This window comes from Salinivibrio sp. ML290, from assembly GCF_001995695.1.
In the GTDB taxonomy this organism is placed as follows: domain Bacteria; phylum Pseudomonadota; class Gammaproteobacteria; order Enterobacterales; family Vibrionaceae; genus Salinivibrio; species Salinivibrio siamensis.
This window is the reverse complement of sequence record NZ_MUEY01000003.1, coordinates 129,176-145,706: the sequence shown is the minus strand read 5'-3', so window position 1 is coordinate 145,706 and position 16,531 is coordinate 129,176. Positions and strand designations below refer to the sequence as shown.

The window sequence follows — 16,531 nt, the reverse complement described above, 5'->3', positions numbered from 1 at the left end:
TTGATCTCTACTTACGCGCGCTAGCATTTTTCTCCGTATCGATCATTATTTTTGGGTTTGAGTGAGGGATAAAATGGTAGAGAGCTCCTCATCAATCGCTGCCATGTCTTGTTGTACTTGTTCAATATTAGTAATACTCGATTGAATACTCCCAGTTGCTTGTTCAGATAGCGCTAGCAACCGTGCCACTTCGTCATTCAAGCCGTCAGCCGAACACTGGACTTTTTCCATCACTTCTAGGGTCAAGCTGATCACATTGCTGATTTGCCCAATGGCACCGTTAACGTTTCTGACTGTTTCTCCGGTGGTACTGAGGCTGTTTTGGGTATTCTGCGATAAGTTACGGACTTCATCAGCGACAACGGCAAAACCTCGTCCTTGTTCACCTGCACGAGCTGCTTCAATAGCGGCGTTCAGTGCCAGCAAATTAGTTTGTTCGGCAATGCTATCAATCACTTTTAAAATTTCTTCGATACGGCTTGCATTCACACTCAGTGCGTCGGTATGGATTTGTAGATCCTGGCTTTGCCCGTGCTGTTGCTTGACCTCGTGAGCAAGCGTTGAAAACTGTTTTTGAACGGCTTGTAAAATATCTGCACTTTCGGTGGCATAGTCTGCCACACCACTGAAGCTGTTTAGTAGTGACTGAAGCAACGATTTGTACCGAGAAAGGCGATCGATACTGTGCGATTGGAGTGCCGAAAGTTTTTGTAAGCTATTAATTTGTTTTTGCGCGTTGTAGCCACGGTAATCGGCATAGTGAATGGCAAATTGATCGGCAAAATTATCAGCAAAAGGTTCGTCGGGAGCGACGCGGTATAGCATGAGTGCGGTCAAGGTCTGGTTTTGGTGTACACCTAATAGTTCACCAAATGTTGAAAAGCCGGCAATGCTGGGAATGTTATCAAAGCAAGTGACCCGTGATAATGACTGTGTATTGTTGACACGGCGCAAGATACAATCGTTAGCGAGCATGGCAAAAGGTCGGCGAGGTTTTTCTTTTAAATGTTGTTGATAGTCACGTGCAGTCACTTCAGCTAAGTCATCCGCTTTCATCAGATAAAGGCTATCACCAAAATCGAGATCGCAAAAGAAATGTAGAATGCCTTGCTCATGATCAATCGCGGCGATTGAACGGATATATATTTGTTCGCCAATCTTTATTCCAAATGTATAACCATCCAAATATGATTCGAGCTGATGAGACTGACAAGAAAAGTAATCACATAACGCTTGTACGGGTGAAGTCAGGGCGGTGCTATTGGGCGCAAACACACCGGTAACAACCCGAGTCGCCGGATCGCCTTTGGCTATGTCTAGATGAAAGTCTGTTGGTTTGAAGTTATGGCTATTCATGATGCCATAGCGAACACCTGGTGCAAACTTGATAAATGCGAGTGCGGCATGGTTGTCGAGTAGTTTCCCGTTGAGGGCTAACCTAGCTGCGCTGAAATCCAGAGTGCCTCCCGCTGAACCGCCGACGAAGTAGCAGGGAAAGCGACGGGTTGCATAAAGTGCCTGCATAAAAAAGTTTTCTGAGCCACTTAATCCATCAAAAAAAGTGAGTGCTACTGTATCTTGCGCGTCGACAGTAAAAGGCACTTTGAGCTGTTGCAACGATCGCGTGATTTTTTCAATGCGTGCCACTGGTGATAATGTCGGCGTACCGCTTTTAATATCTTCGCAATGTAAAGGTACGGTCGCTGCGCTGACAGATTCAATGACATTGTCGCCATAACTTTGTAAAACAATGTTATCCCATTGGCCATCTGTGGTGTGATACAGAGAGGTATGCCCGCCACCAAGTTCGCCCGCTGTCATTATGGTGATCAGGTTTTGGCAAAAGGGCATCGCGGCCTGGAGTTTGTAGGTTGTTGCTTCAAAAGGTAAATGGGGTGAGATAAAAGCCAGCACCAGAGGTGTTTTCCCTTCTGAGAAAGATAAAGCCGACAGCGTGGCTTGATTGACGTCGTGGCTACGAATACACAGTGAATGAACAAAAGGTGGATGGTACGGAGATTGATGTAAGGTTCTACCTGACAACGAGTGAGACTTTAAGAATTTAAACATAAACAACTCTACGACAAAGTGAACGGGTCGTCACATGATTTGTATGGGCTTTTTAACAAACTATACGTGGTTTAGCCGTAGTAACGTAGCTGTGAGTTATGATCTATCGCTCTGTTTTATAAACTTTTAATTCTATTTTTGTGAACCTGTGATGGCTATCACCCTGTCAGCTTAGTCCGACAGGGTGAAGGTGCACTTACCGCTCTGCCATAGCCAGTTGGAACTCAGGAGATTGCTGGCGCATCCAGCGCAAGCGTAGGCCCAACAATACCGCGGCACTGGATAGACCGATAATAATGCCAACCCAAAAACCGTGCGCGCCCATGGCCGGTACCAGCCAGTCTGTCATGCCAAGCACATAGCCGAGCGGCAAGCCCAGCCCCCAGTAGGCGATCAGGGTGCGTTGGAAAATGGCGCGCATGTCTTTGTAGCCACGCAGAGCACCGGCAGCAACCACTTGAATCGCATCGGTGATCTGATAGACAGCTGCTAATAACATCAATGATGATGCCAGCGTGGCGACATCGGGATTATCAGAATACAGGGCGATAATTGGGTCACGTAGCCACACGGTGAGTAAGGCGGTTACCACGGCGGTGCTGACACCCAGCCAAATACCGATTTGGGCGGAATTAGCCGCTCCTTCGGTGGTGCGTTTGCCCAATAGGTGGCCGACACGAATGCTGACCGCTACGCCAAGGCTCATCGGCAACATAAAGATCATGGTGGAGAAGTTGATCGCCACTTGGTGCGCGGCCACGGTGATCGGCCCAAGTGGGGCGATTAAAATAGCAATGGCCGCAAACAGCGTTACCTCGAAGAACAGTGAGGCCGCCACGGGGAAGCCGAGTTTAAACAAGCGGATTTGCTCTTTAATCATCGGCGTGTAGAGCGTTGCAAATAGGTGTAGGCCACTGAGCTTTTTGCTGATCATGACATACACGCCCATCAGTCCCGCCATAAGCCAGTAAACCAGCGCGGTGGCAACGCCACATCCCACGCCGCCAAGTTCTGGCGCCCCTAGCTTACCGTAGACAAACATCCAGTTAAGCGGCACATTGGCGGCTAGGCCGATAAAGCCAATCACCATCGCTGGGACGGTCAACGACATCCCCTCGCACAGGTTGCGAATCGCCTGAAAAAGCAAGAAGGCCGGGACGGCCCAAATCACCGCATGCAAGTAACCAATGGTTTTAAGTGTGAGCGCCGCTTCGACATCCATCAAGTCAATAATAAAGCCGGCTTTATACAAGATGAGCCCAATCGGCACGCTTAATAGCAGTGCCATGTATACACCTTGCTGAAATTGAAAGGGGATCTGATTTTCTTTGCCTGCCCCGTTGAGCTGGGCAATCACCGGGACCATCGCCATTAACAAGCCGATGCCAAATAAAATGGCGGGCATCCATATGCTTGAGGCAACCGCCACGGCAGCCATATCAGTGGCACTGTAGCCACCTGCCATTACGGTATCGACAAACCCCATTGAGGTTTGAGCTATTTGGGCAATAAAAACAGGCACACTGAGCCGAATAATGGCTCTTGCTTCATCATGGTATTGCTGCACGTCGGCCTCAATAATTTGTGATTGAACGGAAGGGGAATGGAATCGCGCACAATTATACGTGCTAGGGGAAGAGAAAGGAAAGCGAAAGCACTATCAATTTCGCACCCACGGCGATGCAAAGTCTTTAGGACAGGCGCGTTGCGGCGGCATCGCGCTTAACGGTTAGAAAATTTGCTCATCATCCGCATCAATAAACAAATGAATGGTTCGATGAGATTCATCAATCTGCATATCGTAATGAATGGCATTGCAACAGTTTGGGCAGTCTTCATAAAACTCCTGGTTGCCACCACTTAGATCCAATGTGATATCAAAGCGATGACCACAGTGCGGGCAATTTACGATCCGGTCAGTCATATCATCCATGGTTACACACCTTTTTTTGATTCTCTGTACTCAAAATCAGTATAGATGAGGATGCTAAGGGGATAAACGTAGGGGATAATATGATCGATAAACTGGGCTATGCGTCGCGACAAATGGCATATCACCTTGATGCCGGTGAATGCCATTTATATTGCTATCATGATGTCGACGGCTAGAGCGATTCGAGATTATCTGCGCTAAATGCACGAAGGCTCGCAAGCTTTTGGTCGGCTATCACAAAGCGAGGATCCTCCCACTCATGGGCTGCAGGCACGACAATGGTTTTCATCGAGGCCGCTTTGGCAGCAAGTAGGCCAGTAAATGAATCTTCAAAAGCTACACAGTGATCGGGCTCCACACCCAAGGCATTGGCGGCGTTAAGATAGACCTCTGGGTGAGGTTTGCCGTGTTTAAGTGCACCGGCTGACTCTACGATGGCAAATTGATCACTGAGTCCTAATGCATCCAAAGTAGGATGGATAAGCGTGAGCGGCGATGACGATGCTAAGCCCACTCTTAGTCCTGCTTGATGGCAAATTGCTAGCGCGTCTTTAACGCCTGGCATCATCGGCTTTTCGTCTTTCACTAACTCAACCACGCGGTCGACGATTCGCGCCTGCACATCCGCATTGGAGGGACCTTGCCAGGGCTGAGTGCGTGCGTAGTATTTGACTATCTCGTCAATTCGAACGCCTGTGGTGTCACGCGTATCTTGTAAACTGATGGAAACACCCAGCTCGCTTAAGACGTCAATTTGTGCACGTTGCCAAAACGGCTCTGAGTCAACCAACAGGCCGTCCATATCAAATATTGCGGCAGATAACATCGCCAACCTCATTCTCAGTTTGTGTGCACCGCATCCTACACCGTGAGTGTGAGTTTTGTCAGCAATTGTTCTGCTTGTGTGAGGTAGGGCCCGCCGAATAAGTTGACATGGTTAAGCACGTGATAAAGGTTGTAAATGTCTTTTCGATTTTGATAACCCTCATCTAACGGCCACTCGGCTTGATAGCCGTTGTAAAAGCTTGATGGAAAACCGCCAAATAGCTCTGTCATCGCAATATCTGCCTCACGGTCGCCCCAATAACATGCAGGGTCAAACACCACCGGACCATTGACCGACAGGCCCATATTGCCAGACCAAAGATCCCCGTGCAGTAACGAAGGTTTGGGCGTGTGGCCGACAAGTTGGGCTTTAACATTCTCGATAATGGTATCGATGTCGCCAAAATGCAGCGAGCGCTCAGCCGCCAATTGCAATTGCCAACCAATACGTTGTTCGGCAAAAAAACGACACCATTTGCGGTGCCAACAGTTTCTCTGCTCCGTGGTGCCGATGAAATTATCGTCATCGAAGCCGTACTCTGCTTGCTCTCCCCAGCGATGATGACGCGCTAAGTGTTGCCCCAACAAATAAGCCTGCGTGTCATCTATCGGTTTGATGGGCAGGTAGTTGAGCACCAAGACAGCACTGTCTTTCACGGGGCCAATAAAATACACCCGAGGAACATGAATATGGCCGCTCATCGCGAGTTGACGCAACCCTTCCGCCTCGGCTTCAAAGGCGGGGAGTAGTGCACGCTCGTTTACCTTGACGAAAAAGCGCTGATCACCGCCATCGCTAATGCAATAGGCTTCATGGATATCGCCACCACTGATAGCGTGTTTTTCGGTGATCTCGAAATCAATCCCGAGTTGTTCGGATAGGTGTACAGACAGGGCATGCCACATAAGCGACTCCGTTACATCGAGGTAAAGAGGGAAGTAACAGCAACTGGTTATATATTAGCCTATGATGTCGCCCAATATCTGTGGATATGACGACAGTTTAGATAAAAAACGGCTCATAAAGAGCCGTTTAACTGTCAAGTTTGGAACGCGTTACCGATGTTAGGAGACGGATGTCAAACTTGGCAAGATACCGTTTGGCATTAAGCGGTTATAGGTCCCGGTTTTGAGTAGTGCGTTGGCCTTTTCAATATCAGGGGCAAAGTAGCGGTCTTTATCATAAAACGGCACCACGCCACGCAATTCTGCTTTGGCTTGCTCCAGTCGTTCCGAGGTTTTATCGGGCGCGCGAAAGTCAATGCCTTGACTGGCCGACAGCAGTTCGACGGCTAGGATGCCGCGTGTATTGCTGCTCATATCATGCAAGCGACGAGCGGCAAAGGTGGCCATGGAGACATGATCCTCTTGGTTTGCTGAGGTGGGTAGGCTGTCAATTGACGCTGGGTGAGCCAGGGTTTTGTTTTCACTTGCCAACGCGGCAGCAGTGACCTGTGCGATCATAAACCCAGAGTTAACGCCACCGTTGTTAACCAAAAACGCCGGGAGTTTGCTGAGGTTGCTATCGATGAGCAGTGCCATGCGGCGTTCCGATAAGCTGCCAATTTCTGCAATCGCCAATGCCAGGTTATCCGCGGCCATGGCAACGGGCTCAGCGTGGAAATTCCCCCCAGATATGATGTCGCCATCTTCTGGGAACACCAAGGGGTTATCCGACACTGCATTGGCTTCAGTCGTAAGCACGTCGGCTGCTTGGCGAATTTGCTGTAAGCAGGCGCCCATCACCTGTGGCTGGCAGCGCAGTGAGTAAGGGTCTTGCACTTTTTCACAGTTTTGGTGGCTGTCACCAATTTCACTGGTTTCACCCAGTAGATGCCGATAAGCGGCAGCGGCATCCATTTGGGTTTGGTGGCCGCGCACTGCGTGAATGCGTGGATCGAAGGGGCGGCGACTGCCGAGTGCCGCTTCCACTGATAATGCACCACAAACCGTGGCGGCGGCATACAAGTCTTCGGCCTCAAATAAGCCTTCGAGGGCAAAGGCCGTTGACGCCTGGGTGCCGTTAAGAAGCGCAAGCCCTTCTTTTGGCCCCAGCGTGATAGGAGACAGCCCCGCGATTTTTAACGCGGCTTCACCGGAGATCACTTCGCCTTTATAACGCGCTTGGCCTTCTCCCAGTAAAACCGTGCTCATATGAGCCAGCGGGGCAAGATCGCCTGAAGCGCCAACGGAGCCTTTTTTAGGAATACAGGGATACACCTCGCGGTTGACCAATTCTGCCAGTGCTTTGACAACCTCAAAGCGGATCCCTGAATAGCCGCGCGCCAAGCTCGCAATTTTGAGCACCATCATCAAGCGCACGGTGGCATCGTCCATAAATTCACCAATGCCCGCCGCGTGAGACAGTACAATCGAGCGCTGGAGCGTTTCGAGATCGTCAAGCTCAATGCGGGTATTGGCTAATAAGCCAAAGCCAGTATTGATTCCATAAACCACCCGTCCTTGTTCAAGGATATCGGTGACGGTGTCGGTACTGATTTTCATGGTGGCTTCAATGCCGTCAGCAAACGCCAGTTGAACGTGCTCTCGGCTAACTTGTCGCAGTTGATCCAGGGTGAGCTCACCAGGTTGTAGCGTTAATGTGTACATCTTGCTCTCCTTAGCGCAGCGGTTGGTTAGGTAAGTCCAACAGCGGCAGATCGAGTTGTTCTTCTTTGGCACAATCAATGGCAATGTCATAGCCGGCATCGGCGTGGCGCATGACGCCGGTCGCGGGATCGTTACGCAGCACGCGTGCCACACGTTGGTGTGCATCGTCGGTACCGTCACACACTATGACAACGCCAGAGTGTTGTGAAAAGCCCATACCAACACCGCCACCATGGTGCAAAGATACCCAGGTGGCCCCTGATGCTGTGTTTAGCATCGCGTTGAGCAATGGCCAATCTGACACCGCATCTGAGCCATCAAGCATGCCTTCGGTTTCACGGTTCGGGCTCGCCACTGAGCCTGAGTCTAAGTGGTCACGGCCAATCACAACGGGCGCTTTGAGTTCGCCATTTTTCACCATTTCGTTAAAGGCAAGGGCCAAGCGGGCACGGTCTTTGACACCCACCCAACAAATACGTGCCGGTAAGCCTTGGAATTGAATGCGCTCTTTGGCCATATCAAGCCAGTTGTGCAGGTGTGGGTCGTCCGGGATCAGCTCTTTGACTTTTTGGTCGGTTTTATAGATATCTTCCGGATCGCCCGACAGGGCCGCCCAGCGGAACGGACCAATTCCTTGGCAGAATAACGGACGAATGTAGGCAGGGACAAATCCTGGGAAATCAAAGGCATTGTTAACCCCCACTTCGAGTGCCATTTGGCGAATGTTATTGCCGTAATCCAAGGTCGCCGCGCCACGCGTTTGCAAATCAAGCATCGCTTTTACTTGTACGGCCATTGACGCTTTCGCCGCTTTCACGACCTCTGCTTCGTTTTCTTTGCGCTGAGCAGCGGCTTGTTCCATGGTCCAGCCCTGCGGTAGGTAACCGTTAAGGGGATCGTGGGCTGAGGTTTGGTCGGTGACCACATCAGGGGTGATATTGCGCTTCACCAGCTCTGGGAAAATATCAGCCGCATTGGCCAGTAACCCAATGGAAACGGGCTTACCAGCTTGATTGGCTTGCTCAATCATCTCCAGGGCTTCGTCAAGCGAGGTGGCTTTACGATCGACATAGCCGGTGCGCAAGCGATAATCGATGCGGCTTTCATCACACTCAACCGCAATCATTGAAAAGCCAGCCATGGTGGCTGCTAGCGGCTGTGCGCCACCCATGCCACCCAGACCACCGGTCAAGATCCAACGTCCCTTGGCTTCACCATCGAAATGCTTCTTAGCGACGGCAACAAAGGTTTCGTAAGTGCCTTGAACAATGCCCTGTGAGCCGATATAAATCCAGCTCCCCGCGGTCATTTGGCCATACATCATTAACCCTTGCTTATCGAGCTCATTGAAATGTTCCCAGTTTGCCCAGTGCGGCACCAAGTTTGAGTTGGCAATAAGCACACGGGGCGCATCTTTGTGGGTCGGGAATACCCCGACAGGCTTACCGGATTGCACCAACAAGGTTTGGTCGTCATCAAGACGTTTAAGCACCTCGACAATTTTATCGAAACATTGCCAATTACGGGCGGCCCGACCGATACCTCCGTAAACAACTAAGCCATTAGGGTGTTCGGCCACGTCTGGATGTAGGTTATTCATTAGCATGCGAAGGGGGGCTTCGGTTAGCCAGCTTTTTGTATTTAGCTCTGGCCCGGTTGGGGCTTTAACCGTGCGTGAATCAAAACGTGGATCCGTCATGGTTACTCTCCTTGTTGGTGAATATGGTGCGATGCCGCGTGTAGCATGGTCCAAGCCATGCGAGCCGCTAATCGACTGGTTTGCTGGTCGCGATCGTAGTGAGGATTAACTTCAGTGATGTCGCACACGGGAACACGAACGCGCTGCCGGTCGGCTTCACTAAAAATGGATTGAATCAGTGGTTCAATGACTTGCACTGGGACGCCGATTGCCGCTGGTGCGCTCACACCTGGCGCGGCACTGGCGGGAAAAACATCCATATCGAGCGTGAGGTATAAGTAATCACATCCTTGGATGAATTCGCTTAATTTCGCTTTGAGTGCCGGTAGCGCAGCCACCTGCATGTCGATATCTTCTTCTACCCAGCACCCAAGTTGTGCGGCTTTATCAAAGAGTGCCTGGGTGTTGCTGGTTCGGCTTACGCCTAGGCAGGCATAGTGAAATGGCCAGCCTTTTTGCTGACAAAGCTGGGCGATCTGCGCAAAGGGTGTCCCTGAGCTACCGGCTTCGCTGATCCCTTGTGGCGTGCGCAAGTCAAAGTGCGCATCAAAATTAATGATACCGATTGTTGGTGCGTGTGTTGGTGACGTGTGGCGAGAAACATAACTGGATAAGCCTTGAAAGCTTGCCCACGCCGTTTCGTGCCCGCCCCCCAGCACCAAGACATTATGCTGTGATAGTGTTTGGTGAATGTGTTGACTTAGCCCTTGCTGTGCAAGGACGAGGTCGGTGTCATCACAGACAATGTTGCCGCCATCATAGAGGGCAGGGGCGTTGTGCCAAGCTAAATTCGCCAATGCCTGCCGGATTGTATTCGGTGCCAGAGCTGCCCCCTGACGACCTTTGTTACGAGCGACACCTTCATCACAAGCAAAGCCGTAGATCACCACGCCGCCTTGTTCACACGATGGCGTGTACGAGGTAACCGTTTGGTGCAAGCGCAGTCCGCGCTCGCCGTCCTCTGGGTCAACGCGCCCTTGCCACACACTCATGTCTGCAGGTAGATGTTTCATCCTCGTACCCCTTGATTGTCGTACCATGTTCCGCCAACGATGCGCCCGGCAAGTGGTGCGGTGCCCACCATATAGCTAAGCTCAGCCGGTGAGTCGCAGTGCCAAACAGCAAAGTCCGCGTCAAAGCCAGGTGCTATTTGGCCTTTTTGGGTCAACCCCATCGCTTGCGCGGCATGGCGGGTTACGCCGTAAAGGTTCTCTTTGGGCGTCAAGCTAAAAAAGGTGGAGGCCATATTCATCATCAGGGTTAAAGACGCAAACGGTGATGTGCCCGGATTAAAATCGGTGGCGATCGCCATTGGCACATGATGATCACGAAGTGCTTGAATAGGTGGTTTCTGGGTTTCACGCAAAAAGTAAAACGCGCCAGGCAGCAAGGTCGCAACCGTGCTGAACGCGGCCAAAAGCTGAGCATCAGCTTCTGACAAGTATTCAATATGATCAACGGACAAGGCGCCTGCCTTTGCGGCTGCCACACTGCCGCCAAGGTCACTGAGCTGCTCGGTATGGGCTTTAATGTTTAAGCCATAGGCATTGGCCGCGGCATATACCTTTTCTGCTTGGTCGACGCTAAAAGCTATTTTTTCACAAAAGACGTCTACGGCGTCAGCCAGTTGCTGTTCTGCCGCGGCGGGGATCACCGAGTGACAAACATAATCAATATAATGGTCGGCATCGTTTTGATACTCAGGCGGTAATGCATGCGCCGCTAACAAAGTCGTTGAGATATTGATAGGCAAGTGCTGTTCAATGGCTCTTGCTACACGCAACATTTTGAGCTCGTCTTCGAGGGTAAGCCCATAGCCTGATTTGATTTCGATTGTTGTGACACCGTCACGCATTAACGCCTCTGCCCGAGGGAGAGCAAGCGCCAGTAATGTCTCTTCGCTGGCCGCACGGGTAGCATTCACGGTCGATAAAATCCCCCCACCTTGTTTTGCAATGGTTTGATAGGGCACACCGTTGAGGCGCTGCTCGAATTCACCGGCGCGGTTACCTGCAAACACGAGGTGGGTATGACTGTCGATCAGTCCCGGGGTGACGAGACACCCTTTTAACGACTGCGTAGGCCAATCGAGCTGCTTGGCTTGCTGTCCTACCGCAACAATTTTGCTGTTCTCGACGGCAATCGCTGTATTGGGTTGGCATTGGTAGCCAGTACTCTCACGAATATCGCTCGCCATACTGACCACATTTGCGTCGGTAAATACCTTCTTCATGGCGAATCCCTTGCTGCTTCATAAATGTCTATACAAATGTATAGACAAATAAGGGCGCGAGCACAAGAGGGGTTGTAAAGGTTTTGTGATCGGCTCGATCGTTTTGGCGAGATTAGAGAGATTAATGGCGCGGAAAGCGAACCGTTAGTCGTAAGCGCCGTTTTCAAAATCCGTGATCAGTTCATCGTAGCGTCCGGATTGATGCAAGCGCTCTAGCCCTTGATTGAACGCGGAGATGTACTCATCCGTCTGTTCGATTTCTCGACTGATCAGTACATGCAATGAGGTGACACGAAAAGGGCGTGAATGACGAACGATGTTACCACGCGCTTGTTCGTCGAAATGCTTTCTGAGTATTCGCTCGGCAATGAGGCGGTTACTGATGACAATATCGACCCGGCCTCCAATGAGGGCACGAAAGTTTTGTAGTTCGGTGGTCGTGGCTTGATAGTTAATTTGCAATCCGCGTTTTTGCATTTGCTGCAGCATGTATTCGTCAAGGTAACCACGGTTAACACCAAGCTTTATACCTTCCAGATCCGCTTCTTCTTGCCAGTCAAATGCATAGTGCTTTCGGTGATAAAGGTAAACATGCTCAGGAAAGATGGGCGCCGAGTAGGCAAAGTATTTCTCACGTTCCTCTGTGTAGCCCCAAGCCACAGAGCCATCCCAGTAGCCACTTTTTGCCATCACATAGGCGCGTTTCCACGGGAAAAAACCATAGTGAACGCGATAACCACTTAGCGCCGCCGCTTCTTCAACAATATGACTGATAAGGCCTCTGTGTTTGATTTTCACTGACATTAGCGGGGCGAATTCACCGCTAGTAAGGCGGATGATTTTGTCTGTGGCGCCAGCGGTGGGAGTGATCAGCGTCAAAACGATCACGATGAATAGACAATGGCGGCTGAATAGCGTTAACACACGCGCAAACATCTCTTTACCCCGATACACGACCTTTCAACAAGCATAGCCTACCGACGCAGGTCGGCTATCTGTCTGTACGTGATGTTAGCTTATAACGTGAACCAGGATGGTAGAGTAATGCGGCGCTGACCAGCGTTTGCTGACTCCAGGTGCGGCGGTGGAGTAAAAGGCAGGGCTCATCAGACTTCATCGCCAATGCCTCTTTGACTGCTGCTGATGGATTAATCGCTTCGACACTATGCTCAATGGTGTTAACTGGGCACACTGAAGACAAGTACTCATTGGGGGTGGTCTGGTTGAAGTCTTGTTCCAGATAGGCAGGCGCAAGCGCCGGGTTCACCCAGCGCTGCTCGAGCTGGAGCGGTATCTCATCACCGTAGTGGACAATTTCGCTGTAGTAGACGTCGGTGCCTAACATCACACCCAAGCGCATTGCCACATCAACGGGCGCAGAGAGGCGTTTCAATGCATGGATGACGCTGTGATAGTGCTGACCGCGTGCAGTGACTTCATCGGCAATATTGCGAATGTCCATCAACGGTGATTCCGCTTTGGGTTCAGTAACAAACGTGCCTAGCCGCGGCGTGCGTTCGAGTAGCCCATCCGTCACCAAGTCACGAACCGCCTTATTGACCGTCATCCGGCTAACGTTGAATAGATCGCACAGCTCGTATTCGGTGGGGATACGCGTACCAACCGGCCAAACCCGTGTCTCAATTTTTTCTTCAATGTAGGCTTTGATTTGTTGATAACGAGGCGCGTTGGCCATACGGTTTCCTTGTCAAAATTGTGTATACAAATCAGGATTGATGAAGTCTCGCGTAAAATCAAGTGAATGATAGAAAACTTGATTGTTTATCACGCTGATTCTCGCGCAGAAATTATTGTTGGGATGACTTGCATCACAAATGCGGGATCTTCATAATCGTCATTCTACTCGCACTGTGCGGTTACTTACTAATCGCCAAAATACACTTCATGTGCCACTTGGTGTGTGGCACCACTGAGAAGGATTGTTATCAATGCCTCTAATTACTCTCCCTGACGGCAGTCAGCGTGCTTTTGACCATCCGGTTTCTACTTACGATGTCGCCAACGATATTGGTCCAGGCCTTGCTAAAGCTTGCATTGCCGGCCGTGTAAATGGTGAACGTGTTGACGCGTGTGATCTTATCGAGCAAGACGCCCAACTGGAAATCATCACTGCGAAAGACGAAGACGGGTTAGAAATCATTCGCCACTCATGTGCGCATCTTTTAGGTCATGCGATTAAGCAGCTTTTCCCTGACACTAAGATGGCAATTGGCCCAACCATCGACAACGGTTTCTATTACGACATAGACATGGATCGCTCGCTCACCCAGGATGACCTGGACGCCATTGAAAAGCGTATGAAAGAGTTGGCGAAAACTAAATATCAAGTCGTGAAGAAAAACGTGAGCTGGCAAGAGGCGCGCGACACGTTTGAAGCGCGTGGTGAGTCATACAAGATAGAAATCTTGGATGAGAATGTATCACGTGACGACCGTCCGGGCTTGTACCACCACGAAGAATACATTGATATGTGTCGTGGCCCACACGTGCCAAACATGAGCTTTTGTCAGAACTTCAAAGTCCTGAATGTGGCTGGCGCGTACTGGCGTGGGAATAGTGACAACAAAATGCTACAGCGTATCTACGGCACAGCATTTGCGGATAAAAAACAACTTAAAGCACACTTGGTGCGCTTGGAAGAGGCTGCCAAACGTGACCATCGTAAACTGGGTAAGCAACTTGACCTGTATCATATGCAGCAAGAAGCGCCGGGTATGGTCTTCTGGCATCACAACGGCTGGACGATTTTCCGTGAGCTAGAGCAGTTTATTCGTGACAAACTGGCTGAGTATGATTACCAGGAAGTCAAAGGGCCGCTCATTATGGATCGCGTGCTTTGGGAGCGCTCAGGCCATTGGGACAAGTATGCGGATTACATGTTCACGACGAATTCTGAGAACCGTGAATACGCACTCAAGCCAATGAACTGCCCCGGTCATGTCCAGATCTTTAACCAAGGCCTTAAGTCGTACCGTGACCTGCCGTTACGTATGGCTGAGTTCGGCAGTTGTCACCGTAACGAACCATCAGGCGCATTGCATGGTCTGATGCGTGTTCGTGGCTTTACCCAAGATGACGCGCACATTTTCTGTACCCCAGAACAGGTGCAGCAAGAAGTCAGTGCGTGTATCGAGATGGTCTATGAGACCTATCAGACCTTTGGCTTTAACAACATTGAAGTCAAGCTGTCGACACGCCCTGAAACACGTGTTGGCTCCGATGAAATGTGGGACAAAGCCGAGCAAGCCTTGAATGAAGCGTTAACGGCAATGGACATTCCGTTTGAAATTCAAGAAGGTGAGGGCGCATTCTACGGACCTAAGATTGAATTTACCTTGCATGATTGTCTCGATCGTGCATGGCAATGTGGTACAGTGCAGCTTGACTTTGCGTTGCCCGAGCGCCTAAGCGCGACCTATGTAGGGGAAGATAATGAGCGGCACACACCGGTCATGATCCACCGTGCTATCTTGGGCTCACTAGAACGTTTCATCGGCATTCTTATCGAAGAATACGCGGGACACTTCCCCGCGTGGTTATCACCACAACAAGCCGTTGTGATGAATATCACGGATAAACAAGCAGATTACGCGCAAGAGATTGCGAAAAAACTGCAAAAAGCTGGATTTAGAGCCTCTGCGGACTTGAGAAACGAGAAGATTGGCTTTAAAATCCGCGAACACACTTTGAAGCGTGTTCCGTATATGTTGGTTTGTGGTGACCAGGAAATGGAAGCTGGCGAAGTCGCAATACGAACCCGTAAAGGTAAAGATTTGGGTAAAATGAAGATTGATGACTTCTTAGCGCAGTTGCAGCAAGAAGTGCAAGATCGAACACTCAATATTGTGGAGGAATAAGGTATTAAAGGCGCAAGAAAAGCCCCGGCAAAGAAGAACGCTCATCGTCTAAACAACGAAATTCGTGGTGTTAAGGAAGTACGTCTGACTGACGCCGACGGTGAACAAGTGGGTATTGTCCCATTTGATGAAGCACTCGCCAAAGCAGAAGAGGCGACTCTTGACTTGGTAGAGATCAGTCCGAACGCTGAGCCGCCGGTTTGTCGTATCATGGATTACGGCAAATTCCTTTACGAGAAGAGTAAAGCTGCGAAAGAGCAGAAGAAAAAACAAAAGACTATTCAGGTTAAGGAAGTCAAATTCCGTCCTGGCACAGATGTAGGCGACTACCAGGTAAAACTACGCAACCTGGTTCGCTTCATTGAAGAGGGCAATAAGGTCAAGGTCACTATCCGATTCCGCGGTCGCGAAATGGCGCACCAAAGCATCGGTGTTGACGTGCTGAACCGCTTGAAAGAAGACACTGCTGAAATTGCTTCAGTAGAAAGCTTCCCTTCACGCATCGAAGGCCGTCAGATGATCATGGTTCTGGCCCCAAAGAAGAAGTAATTCTGGCTTCCAAGTAACATGCGGCTGCGCCCGTTGGGTGCAGCCGCTTTGTTCGCCAAATTGCTATGTTATTAATACAATGCGGAGTTATTCATCATGTCTAAGATGAAATCCAACAAAGGTGCTGCTAAGCGTTTCAAAAAAACAGCTGGTGGCTTCAAGTACAAGCGTGCAACCAAGCGTCATATCCTGACTAAACGTACTACTAAGAACAAGCGTCAGCTTCGTCCAAATGCGGTTCTTCCTGCGTGCGAAAACGCGCAAGTAGCTCGCATGCTGCCATACGCATAAGTTTTTAGTTTTATTATTTAGTTTAGGAGAGAGACAATGGCTCGCGTAAAACGTGGTGTACAAGCTCGTGCACGTCACAAGAGTGTAATGAAGCAAGCGAAAGGTTACTATGGTGCGCGTTCACGCGTATACCGCGTAGCTTTTCAGGCGGTAACGAAAGCTGGTCAATATGCTTACCGTGACCGTCGCAACAAGAAACGCCAATTCCGTCAACTGTGGATCGCACGTATCAACGCTGCGGCTCGCCAAAACGGTATGTCATACAGCCGTCTGATTAACGGTCTTAAAAAGGCATCTATCGAAATCGATCGTAAGATCCTTGCCGATATCGCGGTATATGACAAAGCAGCATTCTCTGTGCTGGTAGAAAAAGCGAAAGCTTCACTGTAATTTTTACAGTAAAGAATTGCTGAGAAAGGAGAGCTTCGGCTCTCCTTTTTTAT

Annotated in this window: 15 protein-coding genes; 4 read left to right on the top strand and 11 right to left on the bottom strand. The window is 50.1% G+C overall.

Annotated features, from left to right (window positions below; translation table 11 throughout):
• Positions 1-45: 45 nt before the first annotated feature.
• The 11 genes from BZG23_RS16835 to hutC form a co-directional block, all read right to left on the bottom strand.
• Positions 46-2,070 (bottom strand): methyl-accepting chemotaxis protein, encoded by a 2,025-nt coding sequence (locus BZG23_RS16835; protein ID WP_077606221.1) that lies wholly within the window; start codon positions 2,068-2,070, stop codon positions 46-48.
• A 196-nt stretch (positions 2,071-2,266) separates the two neighbouring features.
• On the bottom strand, positions 2,267-3,637 hold the full coding sequence (locus BZG23_RS04265; protein ID WP_077606220.1) for an MATE family efflux transporter: 1,371 nt from the start codon (positions 3,635-3,637) through the stop codon (positions 2,267-2,269).
• Between the two features lie 162 nt (positions 3,638-3,799).
• Positions 3,800-4,003 carry a CPXCG motif-containing cysteine-rich protein gene (locus tag BZG23_RS04260; protein WP_046073270.1) on the bottom strand — a complete coding sequence of 68 codons (204 nt, stop codon included), beginning with the start codon at positions 4,001-4,003 and terminating at the stop codon, positions 3,800-3,802.
• A 172-nt stretch (positions 4,004-4,175) separates the two neighbouring features.
• Complete coding sequence (gene hxpB, locus BZG23_RS04255; RefSeq protein ID WP_077606219.1) at positions 4,176-4,829, bottom strand: hexitol phosphatase HxpB; 654 nt, start codon at positions 4,827-4,829, stop codon at positions 4,176-4,178.
• Positions 4,830-4,864: 35 nt separating this feature from the next.
• Positions 4,865-5,734: a fructosamine kinase family protein gene (locus BZG23_RS04250; protein ID WP_077606218.1), complete on the bottom strand. Its 870-nt coding sequence runs from the start codon at positions 5,732-5,734 to the stop codon at positions 4,865-4,867.
• A 159-nt stretch (positions 5,735-5,893) separates the two neighbouring features.
• On the bottom strand, positions 5,894-7,438 hold the full coding sequence (gene hutH, locus BZG23_RS04245) for a histidine ammonia-lyase (RefSeq protein ID WP_077606217.1): 1,545 nt from the start codon (positions 7,436-7,438) through the stop codon (positions 5,894-5,896).
• A gap of 10 nt (positions 7,439-7,448) precedes the next feature.
• A complete protein-coding gene (hutU, locus tag BZG23_RS04240) occupies positions 7,449-9,137 on the bottom strand; it encodes a urocanate hydratase (protein WP_077606216.1) in 1,689 nt (562 codons plus the stop codon).
• A 2-nt stretch (positions 9,138-9,139) separates the two neighbouring features.
• Entirely contained in the window at positions 9,140-10,150 is a 1,011-nt protein-coding gene (gene hutG, locus BZG23_RS04235) for a formimidoylglutamase (protein WP_077606215.1), read from the bottom strand.
• Complete coding sequence (hutI, locus tag BZG23_RS04230; RefSeq protein WP_077606214.1) at positions 10,147-11,370, bottom strand: imidazolonepropionase; 1,224 nt, start codon at positions 11,368-11,370, stop codon at positions 10,147-10,149. Before hutI ends, hutG begins: the two co-directional genes overlap by 4 nt.
• Before the next feature lie 144 nt (positions 11,371-11,514).
• Positions 11,515-12,306: a substrate-binding periplasmic protein gene (locus BZG23_RS04225; RefSeq protein WP_046073263.1), complete on the bottom strand. Its 792-nt coding sequence runs from the start codon at positions 12,304-12,306 to the stop codon at positions 11,515-11,517.
• 55 nt (positions 12,307-12,361) lie between these two features.
• Entirely contained in the window at positions 12,362-13,066 is a 705-nt protein-coding gene (gene hutC, locus BZG23_RS04220) for a histidine utilization repressor (protein ID WP_046073262.1), read from the bottom strand.
• A 253-nt stretch (positions 13,067-13,319) separates the two neighbouring features.
• Here hutC and thrS point away from each other — a divergent pair, with 253 nt between their 5' ends.
• From thrS to rplT, 4 genes are all read left to right on the top strand, one after another.
• On the top strand, positions 13,320-15,248 hold the full coding sequence (thrS, locus tag BZG23_RS04215; RefSeq protein ID WP_046073261.1) for a threonine--tRNA ligase: 1,929 nt from the start codon (positions 13,320-13,322) through the stop codon (positions 15,246-15,248).
• A gap of 3 nt (positions 15,249-15,251) precedes the next feature.
• The gene (gene infC / locus BZG23_RS04210; protein ID WP_077459463.1) at positions 15,252-15,797 is read left to right on the top strand and encodes a translation initiation factor IF-3; all 546 of its coding nucleotides are present in this window, start codon (positions 15,252-15,254) and stop codon (positions 15,795-15,797) included.
• Positions 15,798-15,893: 96 nt separating this feature from the next.
• Complete coding sequence (gene rpmI / locus BZG23_RS04205) at positions 15,894-16,088, top strand: 50S ribosomal protein L35 (protein WP_025673304.1); 195 nt, start codon at positions 15,894-15,896, stop codon at positions 16,086-16,088.
• Positions 16,089-16,124: 36 nt separating this feature from the next.
• Complete coding sequence (gene rplT / locus BZG23_RS04200; protein ID WP_025673305.1) at positions 16,125-16,478, top strand: 50S ribosomal protein L20; 354 nt, start codon at positions 16,125-16,127, stop codon at positions 16,476-16,478.
• The last annotated feature ends 53 nt before the right edge of the window (positions 16,479-16,531 follow it).